Here is a 17,533-nt window from a genome sequence, read left to right on the forward strand (position 1 = left end):
CTACGTCGTTCTTAGGCACGTAGCAACCGCACATCGACCGCAATGTCCTTGCCTTCCGCATTTTTACCCACGCTAAACTCGACCTCGTCGTCAACTTGTAGTTCGTTAAAGTCCGTGTCGATCAGGCTGGTGTAATGAAAGAACAGGTTATTCGGCGGGTAATTGACAAAGCCATAGCCTGTTTTCAGACTTCGGATGGTGCTGATCTTACGTCCCTCCGGGTCGCTATCGTCATCGGACAGATTATAAGTAAGCGGATCGTGTGCGTACGCGTCGTAGGTAGTATCGGTATCAAAATCACTATCGTAGCCGTTGTTGAATCCGTTGCTGGTCGTTACGGCCGTAAATGCGGGCTTTGCCTGCTGCTTCACGAACAGGTTCTGAATAACCATGTCGTTCTTACGGCTCCGTTCGTCAATCAGTGCATGCATGGCCACAGGGTACGAAACCTCTTCCAGCAAATCCTGCGACGTGCGGGTTACCTGTTTTTCACCCTGCTCATTGAGAAATTCGAAGTCCCAGCTGAGCACCATAATCCGCGAGCCGAGCGTGTTCAGTTTCCGGATCAGCGGAACGTAATCACCATCCGACGTAATGAGCACCACAACATCGAATTTCTTGTACTGTGCCAGCTCAAATGCTTCGAGCGCTAACCATACATCAATGCCTTTTTCCTGGCGGTACCCTTGGTACGTTTTAACGGGCAGGTAGTGCGTAACAACGCCTTCCGACATCAGAATATCATCGAAAAGCCGGTCATAAAAGAGCTGATTGCCGCGCTGATTGGCCTCGTGCGCGTTGAGCCGCCCCCGAAAATAATGGGCATCAACAATCTGACATAACCGCTCATTAACTCCTTCTTCTTCAGCAACCTGACGGCGGATAAAAGCGTGCAGTCCTGAAATACTGATGCGGCTGCGTCGCTCGTGTGAATAATTATAATAGTTACTTACGTGTAGAAAATAATTACCGTCATAAAAAACCCCAATACGGGTCAACCTGGATGCTGCTGGCATAATTTACTGGTAGTTTATAAACATGTTTTTTTAAGAAAAATGGCGTCGTTCCTTTAGCTTTCTGTAAAACAGCCCGTACCCGGTAGCACTGCTCGGATAAGCGGCTGCGCATTAATCGATAATCAGTCTTATATACATACGATTGTCTAACCAGCCCGGACGGCGGAAAGAAAGACTATTATTAAGCGAGTGTGAATAGATAAATCAGGAAGTCAATAACGAATAAATTACGAACAGGCGCTACTACAGACTATATATAAACAGCTATAAAAAGAACTACCGCGCAAAAGTAGTACATTTTCGGTTGCAACCGTACGAGACCGTATCTTTGTCGATTTACAATGCTTCTCTATGCAAAAACTGTTGTTTGTTGACCGCGACGGAACGCTGATTGTTGAGCCCCAGCCCGACCAGCAGGTCGACTCGCTGGCCAAACTCGATTACGTTCCCAAAGCGATTTCGGCCATGCGCCGGATTGCCGAAGAAACTGACTTCGGTCTGGTAATGGTTACCAATCAGGATGGGCTCGGTACGGACTCGTTCCCCGAAGACACCTTCTGGCCCGCTCACAACAAGATGCTGGCCACATTTGCGGGCGAAAATATTCACTTTACAGCGGTTCATATTGACCGCCATTTCCCGCACGACAACGCGCCTACCCGTAAGCCCGGAACCGGTATGCTGACCGAATACTTCGGCGACACGTATGACCTGGCGAACAGCTACGTGATTGGCGACCGATTGACCGATGTGCAGTTAGCCGTAAATTTAGGCGCAAAAGCTATTCTGTTTCTGCCGCCCAACGGTCTGTCATCGGTGCAGAACGCGGATGTCGACGGGCTGACCGAAACCATGAAGCAGGCAATTGCCTTCACGACCGACGACTGGGACAACATCTATGAGTTTCTGCGCCTGCCCGCCCGTACGGCTACGGTAGAACGGAACACGAAGGAAACCCAAATCCGGATCGAGCTGAATCTTGACGGACAAGGCCGGGCCGACATGCATACGGGTCTTGGCTTTTTCGACCATATGCTCGATCAACTCGCCAAGCACTCAGGTGCCGACCTATCCATTCGGGTCATCGGCGATCTGCATATCGATGAGCACCATACCATCGAAGACACTGCGCTGGCGTTGGGCGAAGCGTACCGCCGGGCACTTGGCGATAAACGGGGGACTAACCGGTATGGGTTCTTGTTGCCCATGGATGAGGCCCTGGCGCAGGTAGCGATCGACTTCTCGGGACGACCCTGGCTCGTTTGGGAGGCCGAATTCCGGCGCGAAAAGATCGGCGACATGCCGACCGAGATGTTTTTTCATTTCTTCAAGTCATTTTCGGATACGGCGCAGTGCAACCTGAACGTCAAAGTGGAAGGCGATAACGAACATCACAAAATCGAAGCGATTTTCAAAGGATTTGCGAAAGCGATCAAGATGGCCGTTCAGCGCGACCGCAAAGCGCTGGATAACCTTCCCAGCACGAAAGGCGTTTTGTAATATCTACCCCAGTAAGGTGCTCATTTCAGCACGTTTCGTATTTTTGCACTCGATTTCAACCGAATACTGACATGGATTTATCAACCCCGTTGACAATTTTATTTTACGTCGTTCTGCTGGCAGCTTCGTTTATGACGGGCAAGTGGTTGGAGCGTAAAGACCGGAAGTATTAATTCAGGCAACAGGTAACCAGGAGCAGTCAGGTTTTCTGCTCCCGGTTACCTGTTCCAGCTTATAACATGCTCGGTCTGTTCACCCGTTGGTTATTTAAAGTTGCCGGCTGGCGCGTAGTTGGCCCGGTTCCCACTGTCCCGAAGGGCATCTGGGCGGTTGCGCCCCACTCCACAAACTGGGACTTCCTGATTGGCCTGGGCGTTCGGCCAACCATTCATATCTGGATTCAATACCTCGCCAAAAGCTCGCTTTTTACGTGGTACGCTGGTTGGCTTTTTCGCGTGCTGGGTGGCGTACCAGTATACCGTGACCGGTCAACCAACATGGTAGATGCCATCGTCGACGTGTTTAACCGTACTGACCAACTCCACATCTGCATTGCTCCGGAGGGCACCCGAAGCAACGTATCGAAACTGAAAACAGGCTTTTACTTTATAGCCTTGAAGGCCAACGTTCCCATCATTCCCGTAGTCTTCGACTGGCCGCGTAAACTCGTTATTTTAGGCGATCCGTTGTGGGTGACCGGAAATTACGAGCAGGACATGCTGCCCTTCTACCAATTTATTTCCCAGGGACACGGTATCAAAAAGGATTGGTTGCTGAAGTGGGAGAAGACCGGAGTTATTGAGTAAGGTTCTGGAATCTGGTGACCCGTTCAGAAGCTTTTACTGTCAGTTTGACCGGCTATGTCCATTACATCACACATCGAATTTTTAGGGATCAAGAAAATCAGCCAGGTGGTTGGCATAACGCTCAAGGAGATGCGTGAGTATGCCAGACCTGGCATGACAACCCGTGAATTGGATGACTATGGCGGCCAGATTCTTGAACGGTATGGCGCGAAATCGGCCCCCCGGCTCGCTTATGGCTTTCCCGGCTGGACGTGCATCAGCGTCAATACTGAAATTGCCCACGGAATCCCGTCGCCGAATACGGTACTTAAGGAAGGGGATTTAGTGAACATTGACGTATCGGCCGAATTGGATGGCTATTGGGCAGACAATGGAGGATCCTTTGTGTTGGGAGCTGACTTCTATCACCATACTGATCTGGTTGAAACCTCCAAGAAGATTCTGCGTAAATCGATTCAGCACATACGCGGTGGGGTAAAGATTGCCGACATCGGCCGACTCATCGAAACCGAAGCAAAGCGGTCGGGCTACAAGGTTATCCGCAACTTAGCGGGGCATGGTGTTGGTAGGAGTTTGCACGAAGAGCCCACCGAAATTCTCTGCTGTTATGACCGGTCCAATACGTACCGGTTCAAGAAAAACTCGGTTGTAGCCATTGAAACGTTTATTTCGACTCGCGCAACGTACGCGCATGATAAAGGCGATGGCTGGACACTGGTAACGCGGGATGGCAGTTACGTTGCCCAGCATGAGCACACAATCGTAGTAACTGACGGTCAACCCATCATTTTAACCGAAGCCAACCAAATCTGGGCGTAGCGCCGGCCTGATATGTTGGTTCTACGCACGATTGCTGCCAACAGATTCAGTACGTAATTCGTCCACCATCAGTCGACCTGCCCGTTCAGACGCGCCAGGGTCACCCATTTTTTTCTGCACCTCGGCATACCCGGTCAGCATTACGTCCCGGCTCGAACCGCCCGGTACGATTTTCGTTAACTCGGCCGCCACCCGATCCGGCGTAAGCTCGTTCTGAATTAATTCTTTTACCACTTCCCGGCCAGCAATCAGGTTGACGAGCGAGATAAAGGGAACGGCAATCAGTTGTTTGGCAATGGCGTAAGATATGCCGGTTGTTTTGTAGCAAACCACTTGCGGTACGTTCAGCAGCGCCGTTTCCAGCGTAGCCGTCCCCGACGTAACCAGGGCAGCCACCGCTATATTCAGCACGTCATAGGCCGCATCCGACACACGCTTAACGGCGGGATAGTCGGCCAGCAGGCTGTCGTATAACGCGTCAGGCAGATTGCTTACCGTACCAACCACAAATTGATAATCAGGGAAGTGACGCGTTGCGGCCAGCATGACCGGAAGGATAGAAGTAATTTCCTGGTGCCGACTGCCGGGTAATAGGACCGCAACCGGACGCGCGTCGAGGCCTAATCGCTGGCGAAACGTCGGGTCAGGTGTAAAGTCAGCCAGCGCGTCGAGCAGCGGGTTGCCAACGTATTCGACTTTGTAATCGTATTTAGCGAAGAATTCGGTTTCGAACGGTAAAATGGTGAACAGCCGGTCGACGGTAGCTTTAATTTTCAGAGCCCGGCGCTGATTCCAGGCCCACACTTTCGGCGAAATGTAATAAAAGACCCGGATGCCGTGCTTTTTTGCGAACCGGGCCATGCGAAGGTTAAACCCGGCGTAATCGATCAGGATCAGTACGTCAGGGCGGTTTTTGAGCAGATCAGCCTGGCACTCGCGCATAATCCGGCGGATGGTACCCAGGTTTTTAATGACCTCCAGAAACCCCATGAACGCCATCTCGCGGTAATGCCGCACCAACGTAGCACCGGCCGCTTCCATTTGCTCACCCCCGTAGGCCCGGCAACTTGCCGAGGGGTCCTGCTTCCGAATGGCCCGGATCAAATTACCGCCGTGTAAATCGCCGGAACGCTCACCGGCTATCAGATAATACGTCATTGCTCGTTATTCGTTGTCATACAGCGTCACTCATTGTTTTGACCAGCAATGACGTTGTATAACAACGAATGACGCTTATTCTCTATTCGCCAAAATAATCGACAAAGTTTTTCGGTGTTTCATACAGGCGAAGCTGGTGCAGATGCGCTTCGGTAACGGGTTCCAGAGCGCGCTCCAGAATCTTCCAGATCTCCATGATGAAGATTTCGCAGCTTGCCATCTTTCCCTGCATGAAGTCTACGTCGAGGTTCAGGTTTTTGTGATCAACCTTATCGATAACCTCCCGCCGGACAATATCACCCAGCATTTTTAGATCGATAACAAAGCCCGTGTCTGGATCAGGTTCGCCTTTTACGGTTACGATCAGCTCAAAATTATGGCCGTGCCAGTTCATGTTGGCGCACGGGCCAAAAACTTCTTTATTCCGCTCTTCCGACCAGGCTGGGTTATAAAGCCGGTGGGCCGCGTTGAAATGTTCGATTCTGTTAATATAGACCATTTTTCTGGTTTAGATAGGGCGGTTGCCAGAAACGCCGGGTATGAAATTAAGCGGCAAAGGTACAAATTCTCAAAGCGGGATAAAAATGACAATTGTTCTGTAGGCGTGGTTGTCATACGAGTCTACATATCAGAAAAATGCAAATTAATCCCTAAAAACGCTATTCTATAGTCCAATCGAAAAGCTGTATCTTTACAGCCAATTTCACTTCATTTCACCTGATTCCTACCTCTTTATAGCAATAAACACGTTTACGACTACCAATTTATGATTATCGTTACGGGGGCCGCCGGTTTTATCGGAAGCTGTTTGATCAGCAAGTTGAATCAGGAAAATTTCAATTTTGTCATTGCCGTCGATGACTTCTCGAACCCACGTAAAGAAGCGAACCTTACGGGGAAACGGATTCAGGAGCGGGTCGATCGGGAGGTGTTTTTTGACTGGCTCGATCAGAATTACCAGGAGGTGGAATTTATTTTTCACATCGGTGCCCGCACGGATACGACCGAGCAGGATTACCACATCTTCGATCACCTCAACGTCGAGTATTCCAAACAGATCTGGAAACGATGTATCGACTACCAGATCCCTCTGGTTTATGCGTCTTCAGCCGCCACGTATGGTTTGGGGGAGTTCGGCTACGATGATAATGAATCGGTGATTCCGCACCTGAAGCCGCTGAATCCGTACGGAGAGTCGAAAAACACCTTCGACATCTGGGCGCTGGAGCAGGAACAGAAGCCGTTTTTCTGGGCTGGTCTGAAGTTTTTCAACGTCTACGGTCCGAACGAATACCACAAAGACCGGATGGCGTCGGTTATCTTCCACGCCTATAACCAGATCTGTAGCTCAGGGCAGATGAAGTTGTTCCGCTCGCACAATCCGGATTTTGCCGATGGCGAACAGATGCGTGATTTCGTATACGTAAAGGATGTAGTGGAAGTCTGCTTGTTTCTGATGCATCACCGACGTAACGCCGGCATCTACAACCTCGGTAGCGGCAAAGCCCGCACCTTCCTCGATCTGGCCACTCTCACCTTCCAGGCCATGGGGCGCAGCCCTCAGATCAGCTTCATCGACACCCCATCCGACATACGAGACAAGTATCAGTACTTCACCCAGGCCAGTATGGGAAAGCTTCGTTCCATTGGCTACGATAAACCGTTTTCTTCGCTTGAAGAGGGCATTTCTGATTACGTAACGAATTACCTGATGAAGGGCCAGTACCTGTAATCGTTTGCCCGTTAGCTTACCATTTCTTAAAAATAAAGAAGACCGCCACCACGATAAAGAAGAAACCTACGAGGTGATTCCAGGCTAACTTATCGGTCTTGAAGAAATAAACGGTGATGATTGTAAACACCGTTAGCGACACAGCCTCCTGAATGGTTTTGAGTTCAAACAGCGAGAAAGGCCCACCTGTCTCGTTCGAGCCGATCCGGTTGGCGGGCACTTGAAAAATGTATTCGAAGAACGCCAGCCCCCAGCTTAGCATGATAATGCCGAACAGCGAAAGTTTCGCCAGTGTTGGGTATTGCTTAAGTTGAAGATGACCGTACCAGGCCAGAGTCATAAATACGTTGGAAAACGTCAGCAGCAGAACGCAATAAATCCCTTTCATTCTAGAACCAGCAAGTTCGTCTGATCAATCTATTCCCAGATTACCTCGATTACTTCTTTTTTGAGGTCAACTGTTGTTTGTTTCTCGTTATTCTCCCGACGCAGCGTCAGCTTACCCGCGTTGATTTTCGTAACCTCCTGCTGCAATACGTGCGTAGCATCTTTCTTATGGAAGACCGATACGGCCTGTTCACTGGTGGTTACAGGTAGGGTGAAGGTTTTTCCGGTGGCTTTTACGGAGCGTGCGCTGGCTGACAGGGGTTCGTTTCTAAGCAGCGTCAATGCCCGCGATGCCTGCGGAACTCCGTACCCAACGTAGTTATTTCCGTAGGGATACAGATGCGACGACTTTTCAATAATGTCCATTAACTGCTTGTTGGTCAACTTTGGATTGGCCTGCATCAGACAGGCGGCAAAGCCCGTAATTACCGGTGCCGACAACGAGGTTCCATAAAGCGAGAAACATGATACGTTCGGTTTCAGGTACGGCAGACTTTCCGGTCCGATGCTGCTGTAACCAATGCGGTTCCAAAGCTTGTTGTTGGTCGCGCCGATCGCTAACACCCCCTGCGCATCGGCGGGGGTGCTAATGATCCGCCAGGAGCGGTCGTCGCCCTCATTACCGGCCGATACAATAATCAGGATTCCCTTTTTATCAGCGGCAATCTGAGCCGCCCGACTAATCAGGCTGGTATGCCCGTCCATCTGCCCTGGCTCGTAGTTCTCTTTGGGATTGCTCATGCCTTTGGCGTAGCCCAGCGAGGTATTGATCAGCCGCACGCCCAGACTGTCCATCCACTCCATAGCGGCTACCCAGTTGTCTTCTTCACCCCGATACTCCCGATTTCCCTGGTCGGTACGGGCGAGGTAGAACGTAGCATCGGTGGCCAGACCGTACTGAATATTTTCGGTTGGGTCGCTGCCCGCGATGGCGGCCAGCACCTCCGTACCGTGCGTATCCGAAAACGTTTCCAGCGTACGAAACAGATTGTTGTGTGTTTTCTTTTCGTTCACGTAATCCCGAACGCGTTTTACGCCCTCGCGGGCGAAAACGTGCTTCAGCGCATTGGCGGAGTCGGCTCCGAAAAAACCCGCGTCGATGACGCCGATGGACACAAATCGCCCGGTCAAACCAGCCTGAGCGAAGTCGTTGGCCTGAATCTGGGTCATAACGGGGGCCAACTGCAGCTTGGCCGGAACGGGTTCGTCGGAGCGATTCAGGGACGTAATCACAATAGCCGGGTCAATCGCTTTGATTTCCTTAACGAACGGCAGGGCCGCCACCTGCACGTGTTGCTGGGCTGACAAGCGGGCCGATACGGCATTTAACCAGCGCGATTGACAAACGGGTTGAACGCCAAGCTGCTTCAGCTGAGTAAGGTACGCCGTCGAAACGGGCCGATCGGTATCGTCGATGGACAGGTTCTGAAGTTGGCGCTGCGCCAGGGCCTTCGGCGACAACGAGGGAGCCAGGGCCTGATCTTTTGCATCCAGCAAGATCCAGTATTTGGGCGACTGCTCAGCAACGCGGTTTGGTTGCGCGTTGCCAGCCAGCGTTAGCACACACAACAAAGAAATCAGGCGAACCTTCATGAACCAGTTTAGGTAAGTGTTAAGCGTATTTGCTACACGTGTAAACACGCAAATACTGAAAAACTCTTTCTGCTTTTTAGCTTTCTTTGCAAACGAATCAATTTTGCAGCCTGAATTTACTGCTGTATGCGTTATTTACCAATCGACAATCAACTCTTCGTTCAAAACCGCCAGCGGCTCACCGCTTTATTAAAGCCCAAATCCATGGTGATCGTGAACGCGAACGACATCATGCCCACCAACGCCGATGGCACCATGATGTTCCGCCAGAACAACGATTTGTTTTATCTGACGGGCGTCGATCAGGAAGAAACCCGGTTTGTGCTGTTTCCGGACCATCCCGACCCGAAACTCAGGGAAGTGTTGTTTCTGCGCGAGACCAGCGAGCTGATTGAGATCTGGGAAGGCCACAAACTCACCAAACAGGAGGCCGAACAGGTTTCGGGTATTCCACAAAAACAAGTGTACTGGACCCACCAGTTCGAGCAGGTCTTTGGCCAGATGGTGTTCGAAGCCGAATCCGTTTACCTGAACACCAACGAACATACCCGCGCCACCGTCGACGTACAAACGCGCGACGCTCGTTATATTGAGGAGTTCCGGCAAAAGTACCCCTTGCACCACCTGGAACGGCTATCCCCCCTTATGCACTTCCTGCGGGCCATTAAGCAGCCGCAGGAAGTGCAGCTGCTCCAGACGGCCATCGACATCACCGATAAGATGTTTCGGCGGTTATTAGGCTTCATCAAACCAGGCGTCTGGGAGTACGAGATCGAGGCTGAGATGATGCACGAATTTATCCGGAATCGCTCGCGGGGAGCCGCCTACTCACCCATTATTGCTTCGGGAGCCAACGCCTGCGTATTGCACTACATCGACAACAGCCAGCAATGCCAGGACGGCGACGTAATTTTGCTCGATATAGGCGCTGAATACGCGAACTATAATGCCGATATGACCCGGTCAGTGCCCGTGAATGGCCGCTTTACGGCCCGGCAGCGGGCGGTCTATGACGCCGTGCTACGGGTTATGAACGAAGCCAAACAGATGCTTCGGCCCGGCAACCTTTGGGACGACTACCACCGCGAAGTCGGTAAAGTGATGGAATCGGAATTGATTGGGCTGGGTTTACTCGACCGCGACGAAGTAGCCAGACAGGACCCTGATCTGCCGCTGTACAAGAAATATTTCATGCACGGTACGTCGCACTTTTTAGGGTTGGATGTTCACGATGTTGGCAATAAATACCGCAACATGGAGCCGGGAATGGTATTTACCGTTGAGCCCGGCATTTACATTCGCGAAGAGAAGCTGGGTATCCGGCTGGAAAACAACGTACTGCTTACCGAAACGGGTAACATCGACCTGATGGCCAATATCCCGCTCGAAGCCGAAGAAATTGAAGCATTGATGAACCGATAAAAAAGATTGACGTAGTACGATTTTTGAGGACGCACCCAGAAATCGTACTACGTCAACCGAACCGGCCATGCATTACTTCGCTTCGGCATGTTTTGCCGTTTCGCGTTCGAGGGCAATATTTAAGCTTGAATAAATTCGGCGAATCGCTGTTTCCAGACGTTCCCAACCGGCCTCCGACCGCAGATCAATGTCCACAACATGATCGCGCTGGCTGCTGGTCAGCACCAGGTACGTTACCGCCGATATCATCAGGCTGGTGATTGCGATCGGATCGTAATCAGAATAAGGGGCCAGTCTGTCAACCAGGTTTTTATAGGATTGATCCCTAAATTCAGCCAACCGCCGGGCCAGTTCCGTTTCGCCGTGCGTCATCTCCCAGCGAATCAACTCCTGCGACGGTTTGCGGGCACGAAACTCGCGCATAAACTGAATCGTATATTCTGACCATACTTTACTCCGGTTTTCGGCGGGTAAGTTATCAGGTACCGATTCGAGAAACTTTTCATTGAACATCGACAGGAAAAATCCGCGCTGAACATACGCTTCCAGCAAACCATTCCACCCCCCAAAGTAGCGGTAAATCAGTACTTTATTAACGCCAGCCCGTTCGGCAACGGCGTTAATCCCCGCCTTCTCAGTCCCACGCTCGGCCATTACGTCCCCCATAGCACGTAGAATACGCTCCATGGTCATCTGGCGATTTCTACGCTTGACGACTTTCATATTTGTAACAATTTTTAATTAGGTGTATGAGCTCTGTAAGCCCTGACAACTACAATAACTCTACTGAAATTGTAGTCTGGGTACAAATATGAGTATTCTAAGCGGTGTTACCAAGTGGTAACGTTAACGACGTACCGGAAAATTGAGAAACTGGTCTACCAACTGGTCGATCGCTTCGGCCAGTTTCCGCTTCGAAATGACTACAGGCAACCAAAATGGCGAGAACGGATCAGTGTGCCAGTCGGGCGCAATTTCGAACGCTAATTTAATCTGAAGCAGAAACTCGTCGGAATCCGCCGACAGGCACTCAAAGCTAAGGCAGGGCTCACTAAACAGCAGCCGCGACTGAGGCCGCCCCGTGGCATACAAATGGCGTAGCCAGCCAAGTAATACGTCAATTTCGTAGGTGTGGAGAATCGCTGCCGTTGAGGTAGACTGATGATGCTGCCAGCCCGATCGAACGGCTACCCACAACAAATTACGATCCGATGATACGGTCGCATCCGGTGCATGCTCGTAATCGAGAATGTTCAATTCAAAAAAACTCCGCTGACCGATTAGGAGCATAGTCGAAGAGACAGTTTACACTAGCTAACGCTTACACTAGACATAAACGCAAGGTATATACGTCGGCAAGGTAAGGCTCGGTTGAATAAAACACAAATCCCGGCTTATGAACCATAAACCGGGACTGGGTTGGGGTATTTAGCGCTGGTTAACGTTCTGGGTACGTATCAAGCTGCCGGGATAAATCGCCAATGGCTTCCTGCAACTCACTTTTGGTGAGCACAATATCCATTTCCATCGGAAAATCGGGGTAGCGGTGCCAGGCAGGCGTGAGCGCATGGTCGAGCTGAATTTGCAGGCGGTAACTGTCATTGGCCAGTGCGCTAGCTTCCACGCTTAAACCGGGCTCCGAAAAACTTAGCTGAATGCGGTTGACCAGTTTACTGGTCAGCGAGCGGAGGCCGGTCACTATCCGGCCAATCTCCCAGGTTTGCAGCGGAAGCGACTGCGTGTCACGCTGCTGACTCCAGAACGTTGAGAACCGGCACTGCAACTTATTACGTTCGCGCCAGTTTGTCGTTTTTTTACTGTAGCCGAGGATCGAGAGCTCAAAAGAGCCAGTAGGAGATATAAGTTTCATAACGAGGATGGCTGATAATCAGATTTATCTAGTAAACAAATATACTATTATTTTGTTTAGCAGCCTGTTTATAATTTCTACCACTGCTGATCAGCGATCTGAAGGATCTCTTTACCCAGCTTGCCGACTTTCTCTATCTTTGCGAGCAAAATAACGATCACCAACTAACGAACGTAGACTACATGGCAAACGTGCTCATTGTTGGAGCAGGTGGAGTTGGCAGCGTCGTAGCGCACAAATGCGCGATGAACAGCCAGGTTTTCACGAAGATTATGCTCGCCAGCCGCACTAGAGCGAAGTGCGATCGAATTGCGGCTGAGATTCAGGAAATGCACGGCGTACAGATTCAAACGGCACAGGTTGATGCTGATGTGGTCGCTGACATGGTCGACCTTATTCGCGCCTTTAACCCCGTATTGGTCATCAATGTAGCCCTCCCCTATCAGGACTTACCCATCATGGATGCCTGCCTGGAAGCGGGTGTGCATTACATGGATACGGCCAATTACGAACCCAAAGACGTCGCTAAGTTCGAATATAGCTGGCAGTGGGCCTATAAGGAGCGCTTCGAGCAGGCGGGCCTGATGGCGCTCCTCGGCTGCGGCTTCGATCCGGGTGCTACGCAGGTGTTTACGGCTTACGCCAATAAGCACCACTTCGACCGGATGGATTACCTCGACATTGTCGATTGCAACGCGGGTAATCACGGGAAAGCCTTTGCCACGAACTTCAATCCGGAGATCAACATTCGTGAGATTACCCAGCCGGGCCGGTACTGGGAGAACGGTGAATGGGTCGAGATTCCGGCGATGAGCATTCACAAACCGATTGAGTATCCCGAGATTGGCGAGCGGGAATCGTACGTATTGTACCACGAAGAGCTGGAATCATTGGTCAAGAATTTTCCGACCCTGAAGCGGGCCCGGTTCTGGATGACCTTCGGCCAGGCGTACCTGACTCACCTGGACGTGCTGCAAAATGTGGGTATGACCCGTATTGACCCCGTTAAATTCAACGGGATGGACATCGTGCCGCTCGAATTCCTGAAGGCCGTGTTACCCGCTCCCGATACGCTCGGCGAAAATTACACCGGCCAAACCAGCATTGGCTGCCAGATTAAAGGCGTTAAAGACGGCGCCGACCGGACGTATTACATCTGGAACAACTGCGACCATGCCGAAACGTATCAGGAAGTGCGCGGTCAGGCGGTTAGCTATACGACGGGCGTACCGGCCATGATTGGTGCCATGCTGATGGTTACCGGTGTCTGGATGAAGCCGGGCGTCTGGAACTGCGAGGAACTGGACCCCGATCCGTTTATCGACCAGATGAATAAACAAGGGTTGCCCGTTAACGAACGCGTGGATATCCCGCTCCCGCACGAATACCCGGCTTAATTTCAGACCGAATAAAATTACCAATCCCGTTACGTGACGTAACGGGATTTTTCGTTAGTTAGGGTAACAAACCCGACGTAAGACTCCATGAAAACCCTTATTTCCACACTTATCGTAGTTGCTCTGGCAGGTAACGGATTAGCTCAGATTCGTCAAAATCCCGACTCAACCAAAGCGACCAAGCCGATTAATCAGCCGTTTAACCCCAATACGCAGCGAAACGGCTATGAGACGTACCAGTCAACAAGCCAGATTGTCGGTACGGGACCATATACAATGGTGAACACCATCGACAATCGCTACGAAGGTCTACGCGGAACGCCGTACTTTCTGCCCGAGTGGAATAAAGGCAGAATTGACATGGTTGCCGGTCAGAACTACAAAGACGTTCCGATTAAGTTCGACGCCTTTCGGCAGCAGCTGATTTTATTACGTACCTGGGTAGGCAACGATTCGATTATTGTCAATGCCGATCAGGTGAAGGCTTTTCAATTCCAGAACGCAGCCGGCCAATCGTACTTGTTCGAGCGAATTCCTATGGCCAAAACCGACGATCAGGCGGCTAAAAATGGGTATTTCCTGGTGCTGTATAAAGGAAAATCAGCGCTGTTGAAACGCATTGTGAAACAGTTTAAGAAAGCGGATTACAAAGACCCGTACTCCAATGACGTCCGGTACGATACCTTCAAAGATGCGTTCGCTTATTACGTCCTGAAGCCCGACCAGACGCTGCTGAAAGTAAAACTCTCCGAAAAATCGCTGATCGATGCCTTAAACGACCGCCAGGATGCCCTCAAAGCCTTTGCGAAACAGGAGAAACTAAGCTTCAAAACGGAGAACGATGCCATTACGTTAGTGAAACAGTACGACAATTTGTAGGCTGGCTTATGGAATAACAGACCTGGCTACATCCATGCGGTATACACCAAATCCGCAAAAGCCATGTTTGTAGCTACCACCGCCGGGCGTACGTATACTAAGCTAATTTTTGCTCTGGAGTAACACAACTCACTTTATCAACTCCAGACGCATGCCTGCTTATCTTAACCGCAGCCGTCAACCAATATTCGTTTCTGCTCTAGGCTTAAGCCTATTTCTAATTACAGTAACCGACTGTTTAGCCCAATCTACCGATCAGCTCGACCGCGAGATTTTTACCATTGTCGAAAAGCCACCTGAGTTTCCGGGTGGTATTGAGGCCATGTGGGCTTATCTGAAAGAAAATATCCAATACCCATCAGCAGCGGTAAAAGCCAAAATCAAAGGCCGTGTTTTTGTTTCATTTGTGATCCGGAAAGATGGCCGACTCACCGATCTTCAGGTAATGCAGGGCTTAGGTCATGGATGTGACGAAGAAGCAATACGAGTGGTAAAAGCCATGCCCTTGTGGAAACCAGGTAGCCAATCGGGCAGATTGCTGCTCGTTAACTATACATTACCGATACTGTTTGGTATTGACTATCCACGACCTAAAGGCCATTAGTTTCGTACCTTTGCAGTATGAATACGACCTTACAGCAACACCTCCATACAACCATTCCATCGCCTTGCTTCGTGCTGGAAGAAGCTAAACTTCGGCGGAATCTCGAATTGATTGATTCGGTACAAAAGGCGGCTGGAATAACCATCATTCTGGCCTTGAAAGGCTTTTCTATGTACAGCGCGTTTCCGCTCGTACGCGAGTACCTGAGCGGGGCAACGGCCAGTTCACTCAACGAAATTAAACTGGTGAACGAGTACATGGGCGTAAAAGCGCATAGTTATATTCCCGCTTATCGTGAAGATGAATTCGATGAAGTCGTTGAACGTAGCAGTCATTTAACGTTCAACTCCTGGAGCCAGTGGGAGCGCTTCAGCGGTCGGGTGGCCGGCAAAGGGGTTTCGTGCGGCATTCGGGTGAATCCGCAGTATTCGGAAGTGGCGACGGATATGTATAATCCCTGCGTACCGGGTTCCCGGCTAGGCGCTACCCGCGACCAACTGCCCGATCAATTACCAGCAGGTTTAGAAGGGATTCACTTTCATACCCTTTGCGAAAATGATTCGTTCACCCTCGAACGCACTCTTCAGGCCCTGGAAAGTCGTTTTGGCGATCTGCTGCATCAGGTTAACTGGGTGAACCTGGGTGGCGGCCACCTGATGACGCGTGAGGGGTATGATACCAATCACCTGATTACGTTGCTGACGGCCTTCCGGCAGAAATATAACGTAGACGTTATTATGGAACCGGGTTCGGCCATTGCCTGGCAAACGGGCGTACTGGTGTCGACGGTGCTCGATGTACTGAACAGTCAGGGAATTGAGGTTGCCGTACTCGATACGTCCTTTGCCGCGCACATGCCCGATACGCTGGAGATGCCCTATAAACCCCGGATTATCGGCGCTTACCACGAACCCGTTGCCGATAAACCCACGTACCGGCTCGGCGGCATGACGTGCCTGGCAGGCGATTTCATGGGCGACTACTCCTTCGATCAGCCCCTCGAGATTGGGGATAAAATTGTGTTCGACGATATGATTCACTACACGATGGTGAAAACAACCACGTTCAACGGTGTCAATCTGCCCAGCATTGGTATCTGGAAAGAAAACGATACGTTCCAGCTCGTCAGATCCTATGGCTACGAAAGCTTCAAGGATCGGCTGAGTTAGTCAGGCGCTTGGGGTATAGCGCCCTGATTTTTTTGAAGTATATAAACAAAAAACCTGCGCACAAGAACGTTCGCAGGTTTCTGTCAGACAGCTAAAGGTGTACTGCTCTAAGGCAGTTCCGAGGTAAATTTACGAAGATTTTTAGCAATACAACATCTGCTTATCACTGCTTTACGAATTCGCGGTGATAAGCAGCCCGGTAAAGCTCTTCGTCGGGCAAACTCTTAAAATATTCATACGTAACGCGCAGTCCTTCAGCCCGCGACACTTTCGGCTCCCAGCCTAGAATGGCTCTGGCCTTCGTAATGTCGGGCTGCCGTTGCTTCGGATCATCTTTTGGTAACTCTTTGAAGATCAGCTTCTGCGACGTGCCCGTCAGCTTGATGATTTCCTCGCCAAATTCTTTGATGGTGATCTCGGACGGATTGCCGATGTTGACCGGATATGGATGGTCGCTCAGCAACAGGCGATAGATCCCCTCAACCAGATCATCGACGTAACAGAACGAGCGCGTCTGGCTACCGTCACCGAACACGGTTAAATCTTCGCCCCGCAGTGCCTGGCCAATAAAGGCGGGCAGCACCCGGCCATCGTTCAGGCGCATGCGGGGGCCATACGTATTAAATATCCGTACGATCCGCGTTTCCAGGCCATGATACGTGTGATACGCCATGGTCATCGCTTCCTGAAACCGTTTGGCTTCGTCGTATACACCACGCGGGCCCACCGGGTTTACGTTCCCCCAGTATTCCTCATTCTGCGGGTGAACGGTCGGGTCGCCGTATACCTCCGACGTAGACGCGATCAATACACGGGCGTTCTTCACCCGCGCCAGTCCCAGGCAGTTGTGAATACCCAGCGACCCAACTTTGAGGGTCTGGATCGGAATCTTCAGGTAATCGATCGGGCTGGCGGGCGAAGCAAAGTGCAGGATATAATCAAGCTCACCCGGTACGTGGATAAATTTCGAAACGTCGTGGTGGTAAAACTCGAAATTCGGCAGGTGAAACAAGTGCTCGATATTGCGAATGTCGCCCGTAATCAGGTTATCCATCGCAATAACATGATACCCTTCTTTAATGAATCTGTCGCACAGATGCGATCCCAGAAAACCGGCACCACCGGTTATTAAAACTCTTTTCATGGGTTAAACGGTATAATGAACACTATACAATGGATAC

At 50.8% G+C, this 17,533-nt stretch carries 18 protein-coding genes; 9 read left to right on the plus strand and 9 right to left on the minus strand.

The genetic code is table 11. From position 1 onward, the window contains the following. Window positions 1-11: 11 nt before the first annotated feature. A complete protein-coding gene (locus ACYVBJ_RS19725) occupies window positions 12-1,016 on the minus strand; it encodes an NYN domain-containing protein (RefSeq protein ID WP_460984024.1) in 1,005 nt (334 codons plus the stop codon). 351 nt (window positions 1,017-1,367) lie between these two features. On the opposite strand from ACYVBJ_RS19725, the gene hisB reads away from it, so the two are divergent. From hisB to map, 3 genes are all read left to right on the plus strand, one after another. Then, a complete protein-coding gene (gene hisB, locus ACYVBJ_RS19730; RefSeq protein WP_460984025.1) occupies window positions 1,368-2,516 on the plus strand; it encodes a bifunctional histidinol-phosphatase/imidazoleglycerol-phosphate dehydratase HisB in 1,149 nt (382 codons plus the stop codon). Between the two features lie 239 nt (window positions 2,517-2,755). Then, window positions 2,756-3,322 (plus strand): 1-acyl-sn-glycerol-3-phosphate acyltransferase, encoded by a 567-nt coding sequence (locus ACYVBJ_RS19735; RefSeq protein WP_460984026.1) that lies wholly within the window; start codon window positions 2,756-2,758, stop codon window positions 3,320-3,322. Between the two features lie 54 nt (window positions 3,323-3,376). Then, on the plus strand, window positions 3,377-4,141 hold the full coding sequence (gene map / locus ACYVBJ_RS19740) for a type I methionyl aminopeptidase (RefSeq protein ID WP_460984027.1): 765 nt from the start codon (window positions 3,377-3,379) through the stop codon (window positions 4,139-4,141). A gap of 21 nt (window positions 4,142-4,162) precedes the next feature. Here the strand turns inward: map and lpxB are convergent, their stop codons facing one another. Beyond that, a complete protein-coding gene (gene lpxB / locus ACYVBJ_RS19745) occupies window positions 4,163-5,299 on the minus strand; it encodes a lipid-A-disaccharide synthase (RefSeq protein WP_460984028.1) in 1,137 nt (378 codons plus the stop codon). 82 nt (window positions 5,300-5,381) lie between these two features. Then, window positions 5,382-5,798 carry a 6-pyruvoyl trahydropterin synthase family protein gene (locus ACYVBJ_RS19750; RefSeq protein WP_460984029.1) on the minus strand — a complete coding sequence of 139 codons (417 nt, stop codon included), beginning with the start codon at window positions 5,796-5,798 and terminating at the stop codon, window positions 5,382-5,384. A 267-nt stretch (window positions 5,799-6,065) separates the two neighbouring features. Here ACYVBJ_RS19750 and rfaD point away from each other — a divergent pair, with 267 nt between their 5' ends. Next, entirely contained in the window at window positions 6,066-7,031 is a 966-nt protein-coding gene (rfaD, locus tag ACYVBJ_RS19755; RefSeq protein ID WP_460984030.1) for an ADP-glyceromanno-heptose 6-epimerase, read from the plus strand. 16 nt (window positions 7,032-7,047) lie between these two features. Here the strand turns inward: rfaD and ACYVBJ_RS19760 are convergent, their stop codons facing one another. After that, on the minus strand, window positions 7,048-7,419 hold the full coding sequence (locus ACYVBJ_RS19760; protein WP_460984031.1) for a DMT family protein: 372 nt from the start codon (window positions 7,417-7,419) through the stop codon (window positions 7,048-7,050). Window positions 7,420-7,448: 29 nt separating this feature from the next. After that, entirely contained in the window at window positions 7,449-9,011 is a 1,563-nt protein-coding gene (locus ACYVBJ_RS19765; RefSeq protein ID WP_460984032.1) for a S8 family serine peptidase, read from the minus strand. Between the two features lie 126 nt (window positions 9,012-9,137). Between ACYVBJ_RS19765 and ACYVBJ_RS19770 the strand changes: the two genes are divergently transcribed. Further along, entirely contained in the window at window positions 9,138-10,433 is a 1,296-nt protein-coding gene (locus ACYVBJ_RS19770; RefSeq protein WP_460984033.1) for an aminopeptidase P N-terminal domain-containing protein, read from the plus strand. 72 nt (window positions 10,434-10,505) lie between these two features. Here ACYVBJ_RS19770 and ACYVBJ_RS19775 read toward each other — a convergent pair whose 3' ends face one another. From ACYVBJ_RS19775 to ACYVBJ_RS19785, 3 genes are all read right to left on the minus strand, one after another. After that, on the minus strand, window positions 10,506-11,156 hold the full coding sequence (locus ACYVBJ_RS19775; RefSeq protein ID WP_460984034.1) for a TetR/AcrR family transcriptional regulator: 651 nt from the start codon (window positions 11,154-11,156) through the stop codon (window positions 10,506-10,508). Window positions 11,157-11,279: 123 nt separating this feature from the next. Beyond that, window positions 11,280-11,723, minus strand: coding sequence for a WapI family immunity protein (locus ACYVBJ_RS19780; protein WP_460984035.1), 444 nt, complete (start codon window positions 11,721-11,723; stop codon window positions 11,280-11,282). Window positions 11,724-11,871: 148 nt separating this feature from the next. Then, window positions 11,872-12,303 carry a WapI family immunity protein gene (locus ACYVBJ_RS19785; protein WP_460984036.1) on the minus strand — a complete coding sequence of 144 codons (432 nt, stop codon included), beginning with the start codon at window positions 12,301-12,303 and terminating at the stop codon, window positions 11,872-11,874. Window positions 12,304-12,485: 182 nt separating this feature from the next. Between ACYVBJ_RS19785 and ACYVBJ_RS19790 the strand changes: the two genes are divergently transcribed. The 4 genes from ACYVBJ_RS19790 (at window position 12,486) to nspC (ending at window position 16,352) form a co-directional block, all read left to right on the plus strand. Further along, a complete protein-coding gene (locus ACYVBJ_RS19790; protein WP_460984037.1) occupies window positions 12,486-13,700 on the plus strand; it encodes a saccharopine dehydrogenase family protein in 1,215 nt (404 codons plus the stop codon). A gap of 87 nt (window positions 13,701-13,787) precedes the next feature. After that, window positions 13,788-14,579, plus strand: coding sequence for a hypothetical protein (locus ACYVBJ_RS19795; protein WP_460984038.1), 792 nt, complete (start codon window positions 13,788-13,790; stop codon window positions 14,577-14,579). Between the two features lie 151 nt (window positions 14,580-14,730). Continuing rightward, window positions 14,731-15,183: an energy transducer TonB gene (locus ACYVBJ_RS19800; RefSeq protein WP_460984039.1), complete on the plus strand. Its 453-nt coding sequence runs from the start codon at window positions 14,731-14,733 to the stop codon at window positions 15,181-15,183. Window positions 15,184-15,200: 17 nt separating this feature from the next. Beyond that, complete coding sequence (gene nspC / locus ACYVBJ_RS19805) at window positions 15,201-16,352, plus strand: carboxynorspermidine decarboxylase (RefSeq protein ID WP_460984040.1); 1,152 nt, start codon at window positions 15,201-15,203, stop codon at window positions 16,350-16,352. A 163-nt stretch (window positions 16,353-16,515) separates the two neighbouring features. Here the strand turns inward: nspC and ACYVBJ_RS19810 are convergent, their stop codons facing one another. Next, window positions 16,516-17,496, minus strand: a complete 981-nt coding sequence (locus tag ACYVBJ_RS19810; protein WP_460976083.1) for a UDP-glucuronic acid decarboxylase family protein — start codon at window positions 17,494-17,496, stop codon at window positions 16,516-16,518. Window positions 17,497-17,533 lie beyond the last annotated feature (37 nt).

The organism is Spirosoma fluminis (assembly GCF_054778895.1).